We start from the raw sequence: 17,013 nt of genomic DNA on the forward strand, positions 1-17,013 counted from the left end.
GTGGTGACACATGGAGCTGACGAATACTAATCGATCGAGGACTTAACCAAAATGTTTGAAACATTCAATGCACCGTTTATCCAGTTTTGAAAGAACAATTTCTTTCATATGTCTAGTGATGATGGCAAAGAGGTCACACCCGTTCCCATACCGAACACGGAAGTTAAGCTCTTTAGCGCCGATGGTAGTTGGGGGCTTCCCCCTGTGAGAGTAGGACGTCGCTAGGCACCTTAAAAAGTCGAGGATTTATTCCTCGGCTTTTTTTATTTGCAGATTTTAGTAAATATTAATCCAAACAATATTATTATGGTTCCTGCCAATTATATAGTCTTCAGGCGATGAAAGTGGGGTCGTAACACGTAAGGAGTAGATGAATTTCTACTTTACCCAAATTTTTAGCGGTAATATCCACAATTCACAAATTGTTCAATGAAAACGTTTAGAATTTGAACAGTTTGTGAAGACCTTCACATTAGGCTTTATTTTTTTATAAAAAGGAGTAGAATAGGAATCAGTAAGAAGTTGTTATAAAACAGTTTATCAAAAGAATCACATTTTTAGTGGTTGTTATAATACAAAAACGTATATTTGAAGGGAGATTTTACAATGTGGGTTATTACAGTATTTGAGAAAAAGGACGTTCGTATTTTTGAATACACAAATAAAAATGAAGCAACAAAAGCTTTAGGCGGATTTAAGAAAAACGCAATTTTATCTTTCACAAAATAAGCTAACAAAAAACTCGTAACCATGAAAATTTGGTTACGGGTTTTTATTATGTAGAAAAACAAAATGGTTAGAGATCTAGTTTGATTTCACGATCTTACCGCACTGTTACGCGGGATAAATTTATAAAAATTCTACACTATTGCTGATTGGAGTGGAAGGCTATTCAGCTCCCGTGGGAAAGCGAGACAGGCGAGACCCTTCACGGAGCGAATGTTTTTTGTGCGAAAGCGTAGTGCCAACGTAGCGGCAGCAAATGTTTTATCTGCGCGAAAGCAAAGCGAGTAGCCTAGAACTGAAATCACCCCTTCGATATGCCGAAGCCATTAAAGAACCCCACATTCCAATGAAGGCCAACACAGGCGTAATTAGGCCACTATGCTTAAAAAAATTTTCAATGCCAATACATAGCATTTACTTGCTCTTTATTTTAAAGCGTATTATAATAAAGTTGTAAGTGGGACATAATTTTATATAGTGGGACAAAAAGTAACCCACGACTATTAAAAAGGGAGTAGGTTAATATGTTATCTGTACCTGAGGCACAGCAAAGGCTACTTCCAGAAATGTATCCGCTTCTACAATCGAGATATCGTATTTTGCAAACAGTTCAGCTTATGCAGCCAATTGGGCGTCGAACACTTGCAGATTCACTTAAAATGACCGAACGAGAAATTCGTAAAGAAACGGATATTTTACGTGAGCAAGGGTTATTAGATTCTCAAAAGTCGGGTATGGTATGTACAGACGAAGGTGAAGCAGTTATTGATAAGCTACGAGCACTAGTTTATGAATGGTCTGGTCTGACACAGCTAGCTAAATTACTGGAAAACCATTTTGGCTTACAGCATGTAATTGTTGTTCCAGGTGATTACAATGAAGACGATACGATATTAACATTGCTTGGAAAAGAGGCAGCACAACAATTTATGGCAACTAGCTTTGATGGTCAAACAGTAGCTGTTACAGGTGGAAAGTCGGTTGCATCACTTGCGCAATTTTTACATCCAGCTGATACACACAACATCAAATTTGTTGCTGCTCGTGGTGGTATTGGACATGAAATGCAAATGCAAGCCAATACACTTGTCTCAACATTTGCCATGCAGATGAATGCACAGTATCGCACGTTGTTTTTACCGGAACATTTAAGTGAGCAGGCCTATCAAGCAATGTTAACAGAGCCAATGGTAACTGAAATGATGAATTATTATGATCATGCAGATTGTGTTATCCATGGTATTGGCTCGGCAGAGGAAATGGCTGTTCGTCGCAATTCATCGGCTGAAGATTTACGGATACTCGAAGAAAAGGGTGCAGTTAGTGAAGCATTTGGCTATTATTTCAATGCAGAAGGCGAAATTGTACATCGAATTCGAACAATCGGTATTCAGTTTGAGCAAGTTCAAAGAAGTAAGCAAGTTATAGCAGTTGCTGCTGGTAAACAAAAAGTGAAGGCAATGCTATCGTACTTTAAGGTTGCACCAAAGCAAACCATTTTTATAACGGATGAGGTAGCCGCAAAAGCGATTGCTGAAGGTTTACCTTCTTTATAAATGACTAAGGAACTCGTATTTAAGCGGGTGTTAAAAACCTTTGAATGAGAATAAAGCCAATTGCGGATATTATAAATGTCCGAGGCAAAAATAAATTATTTAAACAATATTGGAGGAATTGACAATGGCATTAAAATTAGCGATTAACGGATTTGGACGTATTGGACGATTAGTATTTCGTGAAGCTATGAAACACGATGAAATCGAAGTGGTTGCAGTAAATGATCTAACAGATGCAGGTCAACTTGCACACTTATTAACTTATGATTCAGTACACGGTATCTACGATGCTGATGTTTATGCAGAAGGCGATTCTTTCGTAGTAAATGGAAAGAAAATTAACGTGTATGCAGAAAAAGATCCTGCTAATTTACCTTGGGGTGAACTAGGTGTTGATGTAGTACTTGAATGTACAGGTAGATTCCGCTCGATGGAAGAAGTAGGAAAACACGTTCAAGCAGGTGCAAAAAAAGCTATCCTTTCAGCTCCAGCGAAGGGCGATATGCCAACGTTTGTAATGGGTGTTAACCATGAAGATTATAACCCTGAAACAGATGATGTTATTTCAAACGCTTCTTGTACAACAAACTGTCTAGCGCCAGTTGCAAAAATACTTGATGAAAAATTTGGTATTGAACGTGGTATGATGACGACAATTCACTCATATACAAACGATCAACGTATCCTTGACTTCCCGCACTCTGATCCACGTCGCGCACGTGCTGGTGCAGTGTCAATGATTCCAACAACAACAGGGGCAGCAGTAGCAGTTTCAAAAGTATTACCTCAATTAAAAGGTAAATTAGACGGCTTCTCTATGCGTGTACCAACACCAAACGTGTCATGTGTTGACTTAGTAGTGGAGCTAAAATCAGAAGTAACAAAAGAATCCATTAATGCTACATTAAAAGAAGCTTCAGAAAAAGAGCTTAAAGGTATTTTAGGATACAACGAGCTACCATTAGTGTCAATTGACTACAATGGTAACCATAACTCTTCAACTGTAGATGGTCTTTCTACAATGGTATTAGAAAATAGTATGGTAAAGGTTCTAGCATGGTATGATAACGAAATTGGTTACTCTACTCGTTTAATGGACTTAGCTTTATATATCGCAGAAAAAGGATTTAACAATAAATAAGTGTCATAATTCGATAACTAAAGTAAAAAGTGTGACATAATACTGCTTTTTGCGCACAAAAAGTATAGCCTTTATAATATCTAACAGATATAATATACAAGGGTAATGGAGTAAGGGAAATTTACCCTTACTCCTTTTTTATACGTAATATAAAATCGACGTGCAGGTTATGCAATTGCAAGACATAGAACGTGACTTTTGCTACTATAAAGGCAAGTAAAGGGTACTCTCCATAATGTGGGTTGATGTCCGTTCCGACTGGGCGACTCCTTGAGTACATATTTTAACAAATGTCATGTCTAACTTTTGGTGATAGGTGTGATAAAGAGTATTTCATTAAAGGTTTGGATGATACTAGCTGAAAAGGCTTGTTATAACTTTATGTGTTGATGGAACAATAAAACAGTTACGTGAATGATGTGAGGAGCCAAGATGGGTGAATCCAGGAACTTCACGACTTAAACTTTGAAGGGGGTTTCTTCATGTTAAATAAGAAGACGATGAAAGATATTGATGTAAAAGGGAAGCGCGTATTTGTACGTGTAGATTTTAATGTACCGATGGCAGATGGTGCGATTACTGACGAAACACGTATCCGAGCAGCAATCCCTACAATTGAATATTTAGTGGAGCAAGGTGCCAAAGTCATTTTAGCCTCTCATTTAGGACGTCCAAAGGGTGAAGTAAAAGAGGATATGCGCTTAACTGCAGTAGGTGTACGTTTAGCGGAATTAATGGGTAAGCCTGTTACTAAATTAGATGAGTCAATTGGTGATAAAGTAGAAGAAGCTGTTGCAAATATGCAAAATGGTGACATTATGCTACTTGAAAATGTGCGCTTCCACGCTGGTGAAGAGAAAAATGATGCTGCATTAGCAGAGCAATTTGCAAAATTAGCGGACGTTTACGTTAATGATGCGTTTGGCGCAGCTCACCGTGCACACGCGTCAACTGAAGGAATTGCTAAACATGTACCGGCAGTATCTGGTTTCCTTATGCAAAAGGAATTAGATGTGCTAGGTAAAGCATTATCTAAGCCAGAGCATCCATTTACAGCCATTATCGGTGGTGCCAAAGTAAAAGACAAAATCGGTGTAATTGAAAGCTTATTAGAAAAAGTAGATCACTTAATTATCGGTGGCGGTTTATCATTCACATTCATTAAAGCGCAAGGCTATGATATCGGTAAATCTTTATTAGAGGAAGATAAAATCGACTTAGCAAAATCCTTTATTGAAAAGGCAAAGGCAAAAGGCGTGCAATTACATATGCCAATCGATGCAGTTGTCGCAAACGAATTTTCAAAAGATGCTGAAACAAAAATTGTTGGTGTAGACGCTATTCCAGCAGATTGGATGGGCTTAGATATTGGTCCGAAAACGGCTGCTAAATATGCAGAAGTTATTAAAGATTCTAAATTAATCATTTGGAATGGACCAATGGGTGTCTTTGAAATGGATAAATTTGCGAATGGTACAAAAACTGTAGCGGAAGCTATGGCAACAACAACTGGTTATACAGTAATCGGTGGCGGGGATTCTGCAGCAGCAGTGGAAAAATTTGAAGTTGCCGATAAAATGGACCATATTTCTACAGGTGGTGGTGCATCACTTGAATTGATGGAAGGGAAAGAACTTCCGGGAATTGTGGCATTAAACGATAAGTAAAACGGAATAAAACATATAGGAGGCAAAAACAATGCGTAAACCAATTATTGCAGGTAACTGGAAAATGTATAAAACATTTGAAGAGGCTATTCAGTTTGTCGATGCGGTACAGGACAAAATTCCTTCAAACGATAAAGTAGACGCTGTTGTTTGTGCACCAGCACTTTACCTACCTACGCTTGTGCAAATTGCGAGTGAATCTGAGTTAGCTATTGGTGCACAAACGATGCACTATGAAAACGAAGGTGCCTTTACTGGAGAAGTTAGTCCAGCTCAGTTAGCAAGTGTGGAAGTAGACTATGTTATTTTAGGACATTCTGAACGACGTGAATATTATAACGAAACAGATGAAGCCATCAATAAAAAGGTTGCTGCAGCACTTGCACATAATATCGTACCAATTATTTGCTGTGGAGAAACGCTTGAGGAACGTGAAGCGGGAACTACTGAGCAAAAGGTTGCTCATCAAATTACAGCTGCACTTGCTGGATTTGGGGCACAAGAAGTAGAGCATATGGTAATTGCCTACGAGCCTATTTGGGCAATTGGTACAGGTAAAACAGCTACAGCAGAAGATGCTAACCAAGTATGCGGTGCAATTCGTGCAGTAATTAAGGAATTATATAATGCTGAAACGGCCGCTGCTGTACGTATTCAATATGGCGGTAGCGTAAAGCCTGAAAACATTCAGGAATTATTATCAAAAGAGCATATCGATGGCGCTTTAGTTGGTGGTGCAAGCCTACAACCAGATTCATATTTAAAATTATTGGAGGCGGCAGCAAATGCCTAAAAAGCCAGTAGCATTAATTATTTTAGACGGCTTTGCATTCCGTGATGAAACGTTCGGAAATGCAGTAGCGCAGGCAAACAAACCTAATTTCGATCGTTTTTGGAATGAGTTCTCGCACTCAACATTAACGGCAGCAGGTGAAGCGGTGGGGTTACCCGATGGTCAAATGGGGAACTCTGAAGTTGGACACCTGAATATCGGAGCTGGACGTATTGTCTATCAAAGCTTAACACGCTTAAACAAATCAATTCGTGATGGAGATTTCTTTACGAATCAAGCATTTTTGGATGCAATGGCACATGTGAAAGCACATCAATCTAAGCTTCATATTATGGGCTTACTATCAGATGGTGGCGTACATAGTCACTATGAGCATATGTTTGCACTATTAAAGCTTGCAAAGCAACAAGGCTTAGACAAAGTCTTTGTACATGGTTTCTTAGATGGTCGTGATGTTGGACCGACAACAGCTTTAGACTATATTAAAGAAACTGAAAAACAAATGGAGGAAATTGGCGTAGGTCAATTCGCTTCCATTCATGGTCGTTATTATGCGATGGATCGTGATAAACGATGGGATCGTGTAGCCCTTACGTACAATGTACTAGTTGATGGTGTTGGTCAAACAGCCGATAGTGCAACAAGTGGTGTAGCTGAATCATATGAACGTGATGTAACAGATGAGTTTGTTATTCCATTTAGCGTTCAAGAGCATGGTGAAGAAGTGGCAACGATTGACGATAATGACGCAGTTATTTTCTTCAATTTCCGCCCTGACCGTGCAATTCAACTATCTAAAGTGTTTACAAATGATGAATTTGATGGCTTTGCAATATCAGCTAAACATCCAAAGAATTTAAAATTTGTATCTTTCACACATTATAGTGATGAAGTAAATGCACAAGTTGCGTATGAAAGCGACAACTTGAAAAATACGATTGGTGAAGTGTTAGCTTCTAATGGTAAAACACAGCTTCGTATTGCAGAAACAGAAAAGTATCCGCATGTTACATTCTTTATGAGTGGTGGTCGTGAGGATAAATTTGACGGGGAAGAACGTATTTTAATTGCATCTCCAAAGGTTGCAACATACGATTTAAAACCTGAAATGAGTGCCTATGAGGTAACAGAAGCATTGCTTGCAGAGATTGAGGCCGATAAATTTGATGGCATTATTCTTAATTTCGCTAACCCTGACATGGTTGGGCATAGCGGAATGTTAGAGCCAACAATCAAGGCCATTGAAACAGTCGATGAATGTCTTGGGAAAGTAGTAGATGCACTCCTTGCAAAAGGTGGCGCAGCTATTATTACAGCTGACCATGGTAACTCTGATGAAGTACTTACTTTAGAAGGGGCTCCAATGACAGCTCATACAACAAATCCTGTTCCAGTAATTGTGACAAAACCAAATTCAATGTTAAGAAATGGTGGCATTTTAGCCGATTTGGCGCCAACCATGTTAGAATTATTAGAGGTGTCACAACCTTCTGAAATGACAGGTCAATCATTAATTGAAAAAGAGGAGAATTAATTATGCCATTTATTACACAGATTTATGCGCGCGAAGTTTTAGACTCACGTGGGAACCCAACAGTAGAAGTTGAAGTATTTACAGAATCAGGCGCTTTTGGACGCTCTATCGTACCATCAGGTGCATCTACAGGTGAATATGAGGCAGTAGAATTACGCGACGGTGACAATTCACGTTACCTAGGCAAAGGTGTATTAAAAGCAGTTGAAAATGTAAACACAATTATTGCTCAAGAGCTAGAAGGTAACTACTCAGTTCTTGATCAAGTAGTCATCGACAAAGCTTTAATCGAGCTAGATGGCACAGAAAACAAAGGTAAGTTAGGTGCCAACGCTATTCTAGGTGTATCAATGGCAGTTGCACATGCTGCGGCAGATTATTTAGATGTACCTCTTTATCAATATCTTGGTGGGTTTAACGCAAAACAACTACCAGTACCAATGATGAACATCATCAATGGTGGCGCTCACGCTGATAACAACGTAGACATTCAAGAATTCATGGTAATGCCTGTAGGAGCAGAATCATTCCGTCATGCATTACGTATGGGTGCTGAAATCTTCCACAGCTTAAAAGCAGTACTTAAAGCGAAAGGCTATAATACAGCTGTAGGTGATGAAGGTGGTTTTGCACCAAACCTTGGTTCTAACGAAGAAGCAATTACTGTAATTTTAGAAGCAATCGAAAAAGCTGGCTATAAAGCAGGTGAAGAAGTGAAACTTGCAATGGACGTTGCTTCATCTGAATTATTCAATAAAGAAGATGGCAAATATCACTTAGAGGGTGAAGGTGTTGTCAAAACTTCTGAAGAAATGGTTGACTGGTACGAAGAGTTAACTGCTAAATACCCAATCATCTCAATTGAAGATGGCTTAGACGAAAACGACTGGGCAGGACACAAATTATTAACAGACCGCATTGGCGCTCGCGTACAATTAGTAGGTGACGATCTATTCGTAACAAATACGAAAAAATTAGCGGCTGGTATTGAGCAAGGTGTTGGTAATGCAATCCTTATCAAAGTTAACCAAATCGGTACGTTAACAGAAACATTTGAAGCGATCGAAATGGCAAAACGCGCTGGTTACACAGCAGTTATCTCACACCGTTCTGGTGAATCTGAGGATGCAACAATTGCTGATATCGCAGTTGCTACAAACGCTGGTCAAATTAAAACAGGTGCTCCATCACGTACAGACCGCGTAGCTAAATACAACCAACTTCTTCGCATCGAAGATCAACTTGGTTCAACAGCTGAGTATCTTGGTTTAAATTCATTCTATAACTTAAAATAAGCTATTCCTTAGTAGCTTTACTGGTATCGCCTCAAAGGTATGAAAATACTTTTGAGGCGATTTTTTATTGCTTGGGCGGTTTACAGATGGCGGCTTTTGGAAAAGTGATCGGATCCCCAATAGAACAGAGGAAAGGCTATGCAAGTGCAATAGTTAGTCTATTATTATATATTTAATTCGTTAGTAAAACATACATTACATATAGGGGAAAAGCTTAGAAAATGTAGAATACTATACTAAGAGGAGAGTGAAATTATGAAAGTTATTGAAACAGAACGGCTTACCCTTCGTCTACAAACAACAGAGGATGCAGATTTTATCCTTGAGCTCGTGAATGATCCTTCATGGCTAGAGTTCATTGGTGATCGCGGTGTAAGAACAGTAGAGGATGCGCGTGAATATATAGTGAATGGAGCAATTCGTACGTATGAGCAATCTGGCTTTTGTTTTTATTTAGTTGAAAGAAAAGAAGATCAAAGCCCGTTAGGAATTTGTGGTTTTGTTAAAAGAGAGTCGCTAGAAGATGTGGATATTGGTTTCGCTTTTCTTCCTAAGTATTGGGGAAAAGGGTACGCCTATGAAGCAGCATCAGCGACATTAGCATATGGTCTAGATACACTAGGACTAAATCGTGTTGTAGCTATCACAACTCAAGATAATCATGCTTCAGGCAAGTTACTCGAAAAAATTGGCTTACAGTTTGAAGGATTGGTTCAACTTTCCAATGATTCTGAAGACCTTAGACTTTTTTCGTTCAATAGTCACTCGAAGATATTATGAAAGCAAAGGTGAGCATGTGAATATTAGAGAAGCGAATGAATTAGATTACCCGGAATTAAGAAGAATTTATTTGGAATCGCGTCGTAAAAATTTCCATTGGGCCGCATTAGAAGAAATGACTTTAGACGATTTTGATAAAGATACTATAGGAGAGCATATAATTGTAGCGGAAGAGGATAATCATCTACTTGGATTTGCTTCATTATACTTGCCAGATAACTTTATTCATAATTTATTTATTAATCCAAATTACTTTGGAAAAGGAATAGGGGGTCACTTACTGAATGCCTCCATAAAAAAAATGAATAAACCATTAAGATTAAAATGTGTATCCGAAAATCATATGGCGTTGAAATTTTATGAGAAGAATGGTTGGAAGAAGGTAAACGAAGAAGGGGAAAAGGAAAAATATTGGGTTATGATATTTGAATAAAAGAACTTAGTTTCTTTCGTTTAGAACTGACCCCCTAATAGGTTCACTTTTTTTAAAGTGTCACTATTAGGGGGGTAGTTTAATTCAACCTTCCGTATCCTTATTTATGTTGTATTATTTGGTTGGGAGGATCAAAACCTAAACCTTGATAGTATTTATTTCATTGGGAGGGAGCGGGAGCATGAATTTTAATATGAAGGAAGCTATTGAAATACTGGAGCGTACACCGCAAACTTTGGAGCATTTTTTGACTGGATTATCAGATGGATGGCTGCAATGCAATGGAGCGGAAGGAACATGGAATGCTTATGAAGTGATAGACCATCTGATTGAGGGAGAGAAAAATAACTGGATGCCACGGTTAGAATTTATCCTTAAGGAAGGTGAAGGGAAGGCATTTCCTTCATTTGATCGATATGCTCACTTACACAAAGAAAATAAAGATTCTATTAAACAAGCATTATTGGACTTTAAAGGGATTAGAGCTTTAAATATAAACAAGCTTCAGACTCAACTTAAGCCTTTGCATCTAGAATGGAAAGGGTACCATCCTGATTTTGGCGTAGTAAAAGTAAGAGAATTACTTTCTACTTGGGTTGTTCATGATTTAACACATATAGCTCAAATTGTTCGAGTAATGGCCAATCGATATACAACAGATGTCGGGCCGTGGAGTGAATACTTAGGCATATTGAAAAGGAATTGAGAGATGGGCTGAAATCATACAAAAGTAAACCTTCCTTCATCGTTCTAAAGGAGGGCTTACTTTTGTTAAACATTGCCCTTCGTTTGAAAAGAAGTTTTTTGGTCTAAATGATAGCTGATAAATGTTAGCAATGAGGCAAAGATTGCGACAATTCCTCCTAACCAAGATACATCAATAAGCTTCATATTCGTTGTGACAAAACCCCCAAGAGCTGATCCAAGTGCAATACCAACGTTTACAGAGACAGGAGTTAGAGATGAAGCTAAATCTCTCGCAGCTGGATAGTGCTTATCCGCCAAATCAATAAAATACAATTGCATGGTAGAGTTCATTGTATAAACAATAAGGGCTATAAAAGATATGTTCAACAGTCCTAAAACAATGGAATTTGAAGAAAAATAAAATAGCCCAAGAATCATTGCTTGTATAAGAAATATATATCGAAGCTTGCCGATTCCATTACGTGTCACCAATTTTCCACCTATTATCGTACTAAAGATTGATACTACCCCATAAAGCAAGAATACTAGACTAATATATCTTCCCGGGACAACTAGTACGTCAAGCAACAAAGGGGTTAAATAAGTGTATACGGTATATGTAGCTCCAATACTCAAAGCTGGAATAAAAAACGCTATGATAATACGCAAATTAATTAATAAGCCAATTTGTTTCTTTAAAGAGCTTTTTGCTCCTGTTAGCCCTTTAGGTACTGTAGTTGAGCTAGCAATTAACGAAATAATCCCTAATAGAGCGGTAAACCAAAAGGTTATCCGCCAGCCACCTAATTGTCCAATAAAGGTACCAATCGGCACTCCAATTACACTAGCTATAGTAAAACCTGTAAAGATGATTGAAATAACAGGTCCTCTCTTTTCAGTTGGCATTACCTCGCTAGCAACAGCCATTGCAAGTGCAATTAAAACCCCTGTCACAACAGCAGTAAGTATTCTCGAAATAATAAGTAGCCCATACGTTGCCGATAAAGCGGATAAAATATTACCTGCAATAAATAGTACGATTAATGTGAGCATGAGTGGATACTTTGAGAATCGGCTGGATATTGCTGTTAAAATCGGCGTACCGATTGCAAAAGATATGGCAAAAGTCGATACAAGAGCGCCAGCTGTAGAGATGGAGATTTTTAAGTCGGTTGACACTTCGGATAATAGCCCGACAATGACAAATTCACTCGTTCCAAGGACAAAGGTCAATAAAAATAAATTTAAAGTCAAAAATTTCTGCTGCTTAGTCAAAGCGATACCTCCTTCCTTACCTTTTCAAAACTAAGCTCTTTCAACAGCAATCTGAACCTCTGCAACGTAAGATTCAGGATCGTCTAATTTTTCATGAGGAATGCAGATTTCACGGCGAGGCTCATTGTCCTTTAAGCGATAGCCATTTCGTTCAATCCATAATGCTAGTTCCGTACTTGCGGTGCATCGGCTAGTTGTGGAGCAATGATGAACAAGCGTGGCCATCATCGGAGCTTCTGGCAATCTTTTTACTGTAAAGAGAGGATGACTTGGTATATCGAGCGTTAACGGACGAGCTACCTCTATATCAATAGCATCCTCACACTCTTCACAGCCATGCCAAAGAACCAATTGGGACAAAGAAGAATGCCCAAAGGACCCTAAATAATCATCCAACAGTTGGAACATCTCAGGGATTTCTCTAAATGATGCTTTTTTACGATAAGACAATACGAGTTGTGGCTGAACTTCTTTTAGAACGACATCAAGTGAAACTACATTTTTTTCCTCATTCTCGATAGTACACAGACTTTCCTTAATTCGAGCCATTCTAGCGTTTTCAACATCTAAAATGGATTGAATCTCATTTTGCTTCACTCTGAACATCCCTCTAATTTGATCAAGAGAGATATTCTCTCCCTGCATTTGACGAATTTGCTCCAAGGAGAACCCCAATTCTTTGAACGCTAATATACGATGGATTTGAAACATTTGGTCAGCTGAGTAATACCGATATCCTGAAAATTTGTCAGTATAAGCAGGCTTCAGCAAATTTAATTGGTCGTAGTAACGTAATGTCTTTACAGATACTTGGCTAAGTTTTGAAAACTCGCTAATTTTAAACATCGAATCATCTCCAATACTTTTTTATCCTGTTGCTTTTATGAGTATATCTGTCCAGCTAAGGGGAGAGTCAAGGGAAATACAGAAGATTTGTTAGAAGAGGGTACGTATTGCTTAATCCACAAAAAAAGAGACAGCCTATAGTGATTAACACTGTAGACTGTCTCTACGATTTATTGCTCTGCCCAGTATTTATCTAGCTCTTGGTCTAGATATACCCAGCCCTTCCATGCGATATGAATCGTATCCATAATGAAATAAGGATCATAGTCATGGTCTGAGTAATCAACAAATGGAACATCATTATCAGTCAAGATCTGCTCCATTTTTTCGTAATACTTTTGTCGACGCTCCTCAGGATATTCCGTGTAGTCATACCAATGACCATTTACTGGAATAGAAACAAATAGTGGCTTTGCACCAGCGTCCTTTAAAACATCGATGACTAGCTGTAAATCCTCATATTCAGGTGAGGTTGTATAATCTTCGTTTTTGCGCATACCTTGAAACTTTTTAATATTCGCGTTTACAAGTCGTTTATAAAACTTATTTTCAATCATTAAATCGTTGGATACACGTTTCTCGCCGTATTTCTCGGCGTTTTCAAGTTGTTGCTCAAATGTTTGGTCAACAACTAGCTTGTCATTATTTTTTAATTTATGCGGCTCTCGAGGGAATAAAGAGTAATACAAATCTTTTTTCTCTAAAAGCGCCTTTTGGACATGGCCTGCCATCATGGCAAGTCGTCCAATGATAGGTTTTTCTTTACCGCCAGATATTTTATATTCGTAAATTGTTTTTAGCAAATCATCGCGATTGACTGTATCGAAGGCAAGAAGGCGTTCCATTCCTCGTTTTCGAAGATCCTCGTCAATGTCTTTATTGTATGCTAAATCATAAGCATGCAACATCGAATAGTTAGGAGAAAAATGTAATTCATTCATTCCCTTTTTCGTAAACCATTGAGGAGAAATGATGAAGACAATTTTCTTATCCTTTAAATTCTTTTCCTGTGCAGCAAAATTTAAAAAGTGTGTAATAGACTGCATTCCACCACGCCCGACCATAAATGTCGTATACGGAGCATTTGTAGCTCGAGCATAATTATAAGGGTGGAAAGGGTCAAAACGATTTAATTCAGAAGAGCCATATAAAGGCATAGTACTAGGCTCCTGCAACATCCGCTCTTGGAAATACATTCCTTGGAATACTAACGGAGACATACTCGTCTTTGCCTGCTCTACATCTTCATCTGAAATCCAAGCTTCTATCCAGGAATTAGGGAAGAATATAACGCCAGCAAAAAGAGCAAAAGCAATTAATAATGATAGAAAGCCTTTCTTAATCATTGTCTTTCAGCTAATTCCGCTACAATACGATTTGGCGTGTTCCATTCCTCACGGTTGAAATCAGTAATTGGTACAGAAATATTAAAGCGGTTTTCAATTTCCACTAATAAATTAATTGTACCGAATGAATCAAGAAGACCTTCTTCAAATAAATCGATATCTGGATTTTCTAAAACGATTTCATCCTCACATAACTCTACTAGCATTTCTAAAACTTGTTGTTTATCCATTGTATAAATCTCCTTTAGTGTTTAGGCTGCGTTATTCATAAAAACATGAATAGAGCCGTTAATTAAAATAATGTTCCTGAGAAAATATAGAAACCAAAGCAAACGGCATTAAAAGTAATAAATACGCCAATTGCATGCGTCCATTTATTTTTCGGCCAAAGCTTACGCTTTTTATTCCAACGTTCAAATTTATCGAAGCTGATAATTAACAGGGCATGGTAGAGTCCATAGACAACATAGTGCAATTCTAATCCGTGCCAAATCCCCATTAAAAAGAACAGTAAAAAGAAGCCGATATAAGAAACTGTATATTTGTTTTTAATCCATTTTTTCTTTGTCATCCAAAGCACGAAACGCATATAAACATAATCCCTGAACCAGAAGGAAAGACTCATATGCCAACGGTTCCAAAAGTCTTTAATATTGCGACTCGAGAATGGACGGTTAAAGTTAATAGGCGTTTGAACACCCATAATGCGACTGACACCAACGGCAAACGCACTATAACCCGCAAAATCGAAAAATAAATAAAAACTATACATATACATATACGCTATTTGCCCTTGGAAAGGTGTCAAATAGTTATACGTTTGACTTGGTAAATAAATAAGTGTGTAATTGTAGATTAAATAAGCCAAAATAAACTTATATAAAAAGCCTACAAATATATAATTGATCCCGCTTAACAGCAACTTTTGATAGTCTTGCCCAGACGGCGCTGTGTGCATATCTTTATAAAAGCGTCTCCAACGATCAATAGGTCCTGATGATACTGTTGGGAAGAACAGTAAGAAATAGGCAAGCTCAACTGGTGAGATTTTATCCTTAATTAAGCCATCTCGCGTTTCTAAAATCATCTGTACTGATTTAAAAGTAATATAGGATACCCCTAAAAATCCAAATAAATTCTGAAGGCCAAGCATTGGCAGAACCTTCACAAGCACAAGTGGCAAAATGGACAGTAGTACAGCAATGACGAATACAGAAGTGTTATTCTTCTGGGAGCGATATTTTTGGTAACCGATAATTAATAATAACTGAAATACTGTAAACAGTATAAGAGAAATGGAACCGTTAAGGGAGCTACCAAAAATAAGAGCTAAAACGACGATCGAAATAACGATATTATAGCCTTTAGCTGATTTCCCGCGCAGTCCTAAAATAATTGTTGGCAGCAACAAAATACCAATGATGATGAAAAAAACTATATTTCCGTAAGGCGTCATACTGTTTCCATAACCGCCAATCCTTTACGATCAACTTTACCGTTTGTATTTAAAGGTAAAGTGTCAATGTATTTGAATGTTTTCGGAATCATATAGGATGGTAAATACTCCGATAACAATGCTTTAAGCTGCTTCGTCATTTTGAAAGCAGAGTCCGTCAATGGTTCGCGAAGCACAATATACGCACTCAATGATACAATCTCACCATTTTTTGAAACAGGTATAATAACACAGCTAGATACAGGTGGAAGATTGCCCATTTGTTTTTCAATTTCCTCAATTTCTAAACGATAACCGTGTAGCTTCACCTGGAAATCTTTTCGACCAGAGAAGAACAGATAGCCATCTTTTTCATAACCAACGTCTCCAGTTTTATAAATACGTTGATCCCCTATTGTAGGAAACGCTTGAAGTGTTAAATCAGGCGCACCAAGATAACCTGCACTTACAGTCGGTCCAGAAATAATAATCTCGCTATCTTCTAACAAGGATAGATTAGGCTCAGATATAGGGGCGATTGGTAATTGGTCAAACTGCTCCAGAAGCTCCTTCGTTACTTCCACATAAGAAACGGCAACAGTTGTTTCTGTAGGACCGTATAAATTAAAAATAGAAGCTTGAGGGAAGCGCTGCATTAATTCCGTAGCTACGGATACCGGTAACACTTCTCCGCAGAATAAAAATGTATCTAAAGAAGGCATTAACGCTTGATTCCACTCCTTGTTCATTAAACAGATCTTCGCGAAGGAAGGTGTGGAAGTCCAAACGCGAACATTAGATGAAGCTAATGACTCAAATAACGCTTTTGGATTAGCAATTTGCTCTTGTTTAATCGCGTAAAGGGTTTGCCCGCTTACTAGTGCAGGATATAAATCCATTACAGATAAATCGAAGGAATAAGGCGCTTGATTTAGAAACACTCCAGATTCCTGTAAAGGGAAATGTTCATGCATCCAAGCGACAAAATGCGCTAAATTATCAGCTGTAATTTGAACACCTTTTGGTTTACCAGTAGAACCAGATGTGTAAATAATATAATAAATTTCTTGATCCTTAACCCATGTTGAAGGCTCAGTCGAAATGCTAGTAGGTTGAGCTACTAAATCGCTTACTTCTACTACAGGGACATGTAAGTTCAAACTTAACGTTTCAGTTTTTAGTAGCAAGCAAGCCTCAGAAGCTTCTATAATAATCTGTAACCTTTCAGACGGTGTGGAAGAGTCAACAGGCACGTACGGATGACCCGCCTTTACCGCACCTAAAAAGGCAACGATTTGTAAAGGTGACATATGCCCATAGACGACGATAGGTTGTTGTCTTTTTAAATCAAGAGCCATTAAATATTGTGCTACACAATCAGACAAATGCCAAAGCTCACCAAACGTTAAGGAATCACTGTCGGTTTGATAGGCAGTGCGATGTGGATGCTGTTGTGCCACTTTTTGAATAGCCTCTAAAATGCTTAACATAGTTTATAT

16 protein-coding genes and 1 rRNA gene are annotated in these 17,013 nt (G+C 38.1%); 11 read left to right on the forward strand and 6 right to left on the reverse strand.

Annotated features, from left to right (window positions below):
- Nucleotides 1-111: 111 nt before the first annotated feature.
- The 11 genes from rrf (at nt 112) to B1B04_RS10305 (ending at nt 10,631) form a co-directional block, all read left to right on the forward strand.
- A 5S ribosomal RNA gene (rrf, locus tag B1B04_RS10260) occupies nt 112-227 on the forward strand.
- A gap of 379 nt (nt 228-606) precedes the next feature.
- Nucleotides 607-729: a hypothetical protein gene (locus B1B04_RS26425; RefSeq protein WP_263297453.1), complete on the forward strand. Its 123-nt coding sequence runs from the start codon at nt 607-609 to the stop codon at nt 727-729.
- 521 nt (nt 730-1,250) lie between these two features.
- Nucleotides 1,251-2,282 carry a sugar-binding transcriptional regulator gene (locus tag B1B04_RS10265; protein ID WP_079561378.1) on the forward strand — a complete coding sequence of 344 codons (1,032 nt, stop codon included), beginning with the start codon at nt 1,251-1,253 and terminating at the stop codon, nt 2,280-2,282.
- 124 nt (nt 2,283-2,406) lie between these two features.
- Entirely contained in the window at nt 2,407-3,423 is a 1,017-nt protein-coding gene (gene gap / locus B1B04_RS10270) for a type I glyceraldehyde-3-phosphate dehydrogenase (RefSeq protein WP_079561379.1), read from the forward strand.
- A 482-nt stretch (nt 3,424-3,905) separates the two neighbouring features.
- On the forward strand, nt 3,906-5,090 hold the full coding sequence (locus B1B04_RS10275; RefSeq protein ID WP_079561380.1) for a phosphoglycerate kinase: 1,185 nt from the start codon (nt 3,906-3,908) through the stop codon (nt 5,088-5,090).
- A 31-nt stretch (nt 5,091-5,121) separates the two neighbouring features.
- Nucleotides 5,122-5,883 carry a triose-phosphate isomerase gene (tpiA, locus tag B1B04_RS10280; RefSeq protein ID WP_079561381.1) on the forward strand — a complete coding sequence of 254 codons (762 nt, stop codon included), beginning with the start codon at nt 5,122-5,124 and terminating at the stop codon, nt 5,881-5,883.
- A complete protein-coding gene (gpmI, locus tag B1B04_RS10285) occupies nt 5,876-7,417 on the forward strand; it encodes a 2,3-bisphosphoglycerate-independent phosphoglycerate mutase (protein ID WP_079561382.1) in 1,542 nt (513 codons plus the stop codon). Before tpiA ends, gpmI begins: the two co-directional genes overlap by 8 nt.
- Before the next feature lie 2 nt (nt 7,418-7,419).
- Nucleotides 7,420-8,712, forward strand: coding sequence for a phosphopyruvate hydratase (gene eno / locus B1B04_RS10290; RefSeq protein WP_079561383.1), 1,293 nt, complete (start codon nt 7,420-7,422; stop codon nt 8,710-8,712).
- 255 nt (nt 8,713-8,967) lie between these two features.
- The gene (locus B1B04_RS10295; protein WP_079561384.1) at nt 8,968-9,492 is read left to right on the forward strand and encodes a GNAT family N-acetyltransferase; all 525 of its coding nucleotides are present in this window, start codon (nt 8,968-8,970) and stop codon (nt 9,490-9,492) included.
- 16 nt (nt 9,493-9,508) lie between these two features.
- Nucleotides 9,509-9,925, forward strand: coding sequence for a GNAT family N-acetyltransferase (locus B1B04_RS10300; protein ID WP_079561385.1), 417 nt, complete (start codon nt 9,509-9,511; stop codon nt 9,923-9,925).
- A 181-nt stretch (nt 9,926-10,106) separates the two neighbouring features.
- Nucleotides 10,107-10,631, forward strand: a complete 525-nt coding sequence (locus B1B04_RS10305) for a DinB family protein (protein WP_079561386.1) — start codon at nt 10,107-10,109, stop codon at nt 10,629-10,631.
- A 65-nt stretch (nt 10,632-10,696) separates the two neighbouring features.
- On the opposite strand, the gene B1B04_RS10310 is transcribed toward B1B04_RS10305, so the two are convergent.
- The 6 genes from B1B04_RS10310 to dltA form a co-directional block, all read right to left on the reverse strand.
- Nucleotides 10,697-11,887: an MFS transporter gene (locus tag B1B04_RS10310; protein WP_079561387.1), complete on the reverse strand. Its 1,191-nt coding sequence runs from the start codon at nt 11,885-11,887 to the stop codon at nt 10,697-10,699.
- Between the two features lie 30 nt (nt 11,888-11,917).
- Complete coding sequence (locus B1B04_RS10315) at nt 11,918-12,733, reverse strand: MerR family transcriptional regulator (protein ID WP_079561388.1); 816 nt, start codon at nt 12,731-12,733, stop codon at nt 11,918-11,920.
- A gap of 170 nt (nt 12,734-12,903) precedes the next feature.
- The gene (dltD, locus tag B1B04_RS10320) at nt 12,904-14,079 is read right to left on the reverse strand and encodes a D-alanyl-lipoteichoic acid biosynthesis protein DltD (RefSeq protein WP_079561389.1); all 1,176 of its coding nucleotides are present in this window, start codon (nt 14,077-14,079) and stop codon (nt 12,904-12,906) included.
- Nucleotides 14,076-14,309, reverse strand: a complete 234-nt coding sequence (dltC, locus tag B1B04_RS10325) for a D-alanine--poly(phosphoribitol) ligase subunit 2 (RefSeq protein WP_079561390.1) — start codon at nt 14,307-14,309, stop codon at nt 14,076-14,078. The genes dltD and dltC overlap by 4 nt, the downstream gene beginning before the upstream one ends.
- Nucleotides 14,310-14,371: 62 nt before the next feature.
- Nucleotides 14,372-15,535: a D-alanyl-lipoteichoic acid biosynthesis protein DltB gene (gene dltB / locus B1B04_RS10330; RefSeq protein WP_079561391.1), complete on the reverse strand. Its 1,164-nt coding sequence runs from the start codon at nt 15,533-15,535 to the stop codon at nt 14,372-14,374.
- Nucleotides 15,532-17,004, reverse strand: coding sequence for a D-alanine--poly(phosphoribitol) ligase subunit DltA (dltA, locus tag B1B04_RS10335; RefSeq protein WP_079561392.1), 1,473 nt, complete (start codon nt 17,002-17,004; stop codon nt 15,532-15,534). The genes dltB and dltA overlap by 4 nt, the downstream gene beginning before the upstream one ends.
- Between the last annotated feature and the right edge of the window lie 9 nt (nt 17,005-17,013).

Source organism: Lysinibacillus sp. KCTC 33748 (assembly GCF_002237755.1).
In the GTDB taxonomy this organism is placed as follows: Bacteria; Bacillota; Bacilli; order Bacillales_A; family Planococcaceae; genus Lysinibacillus.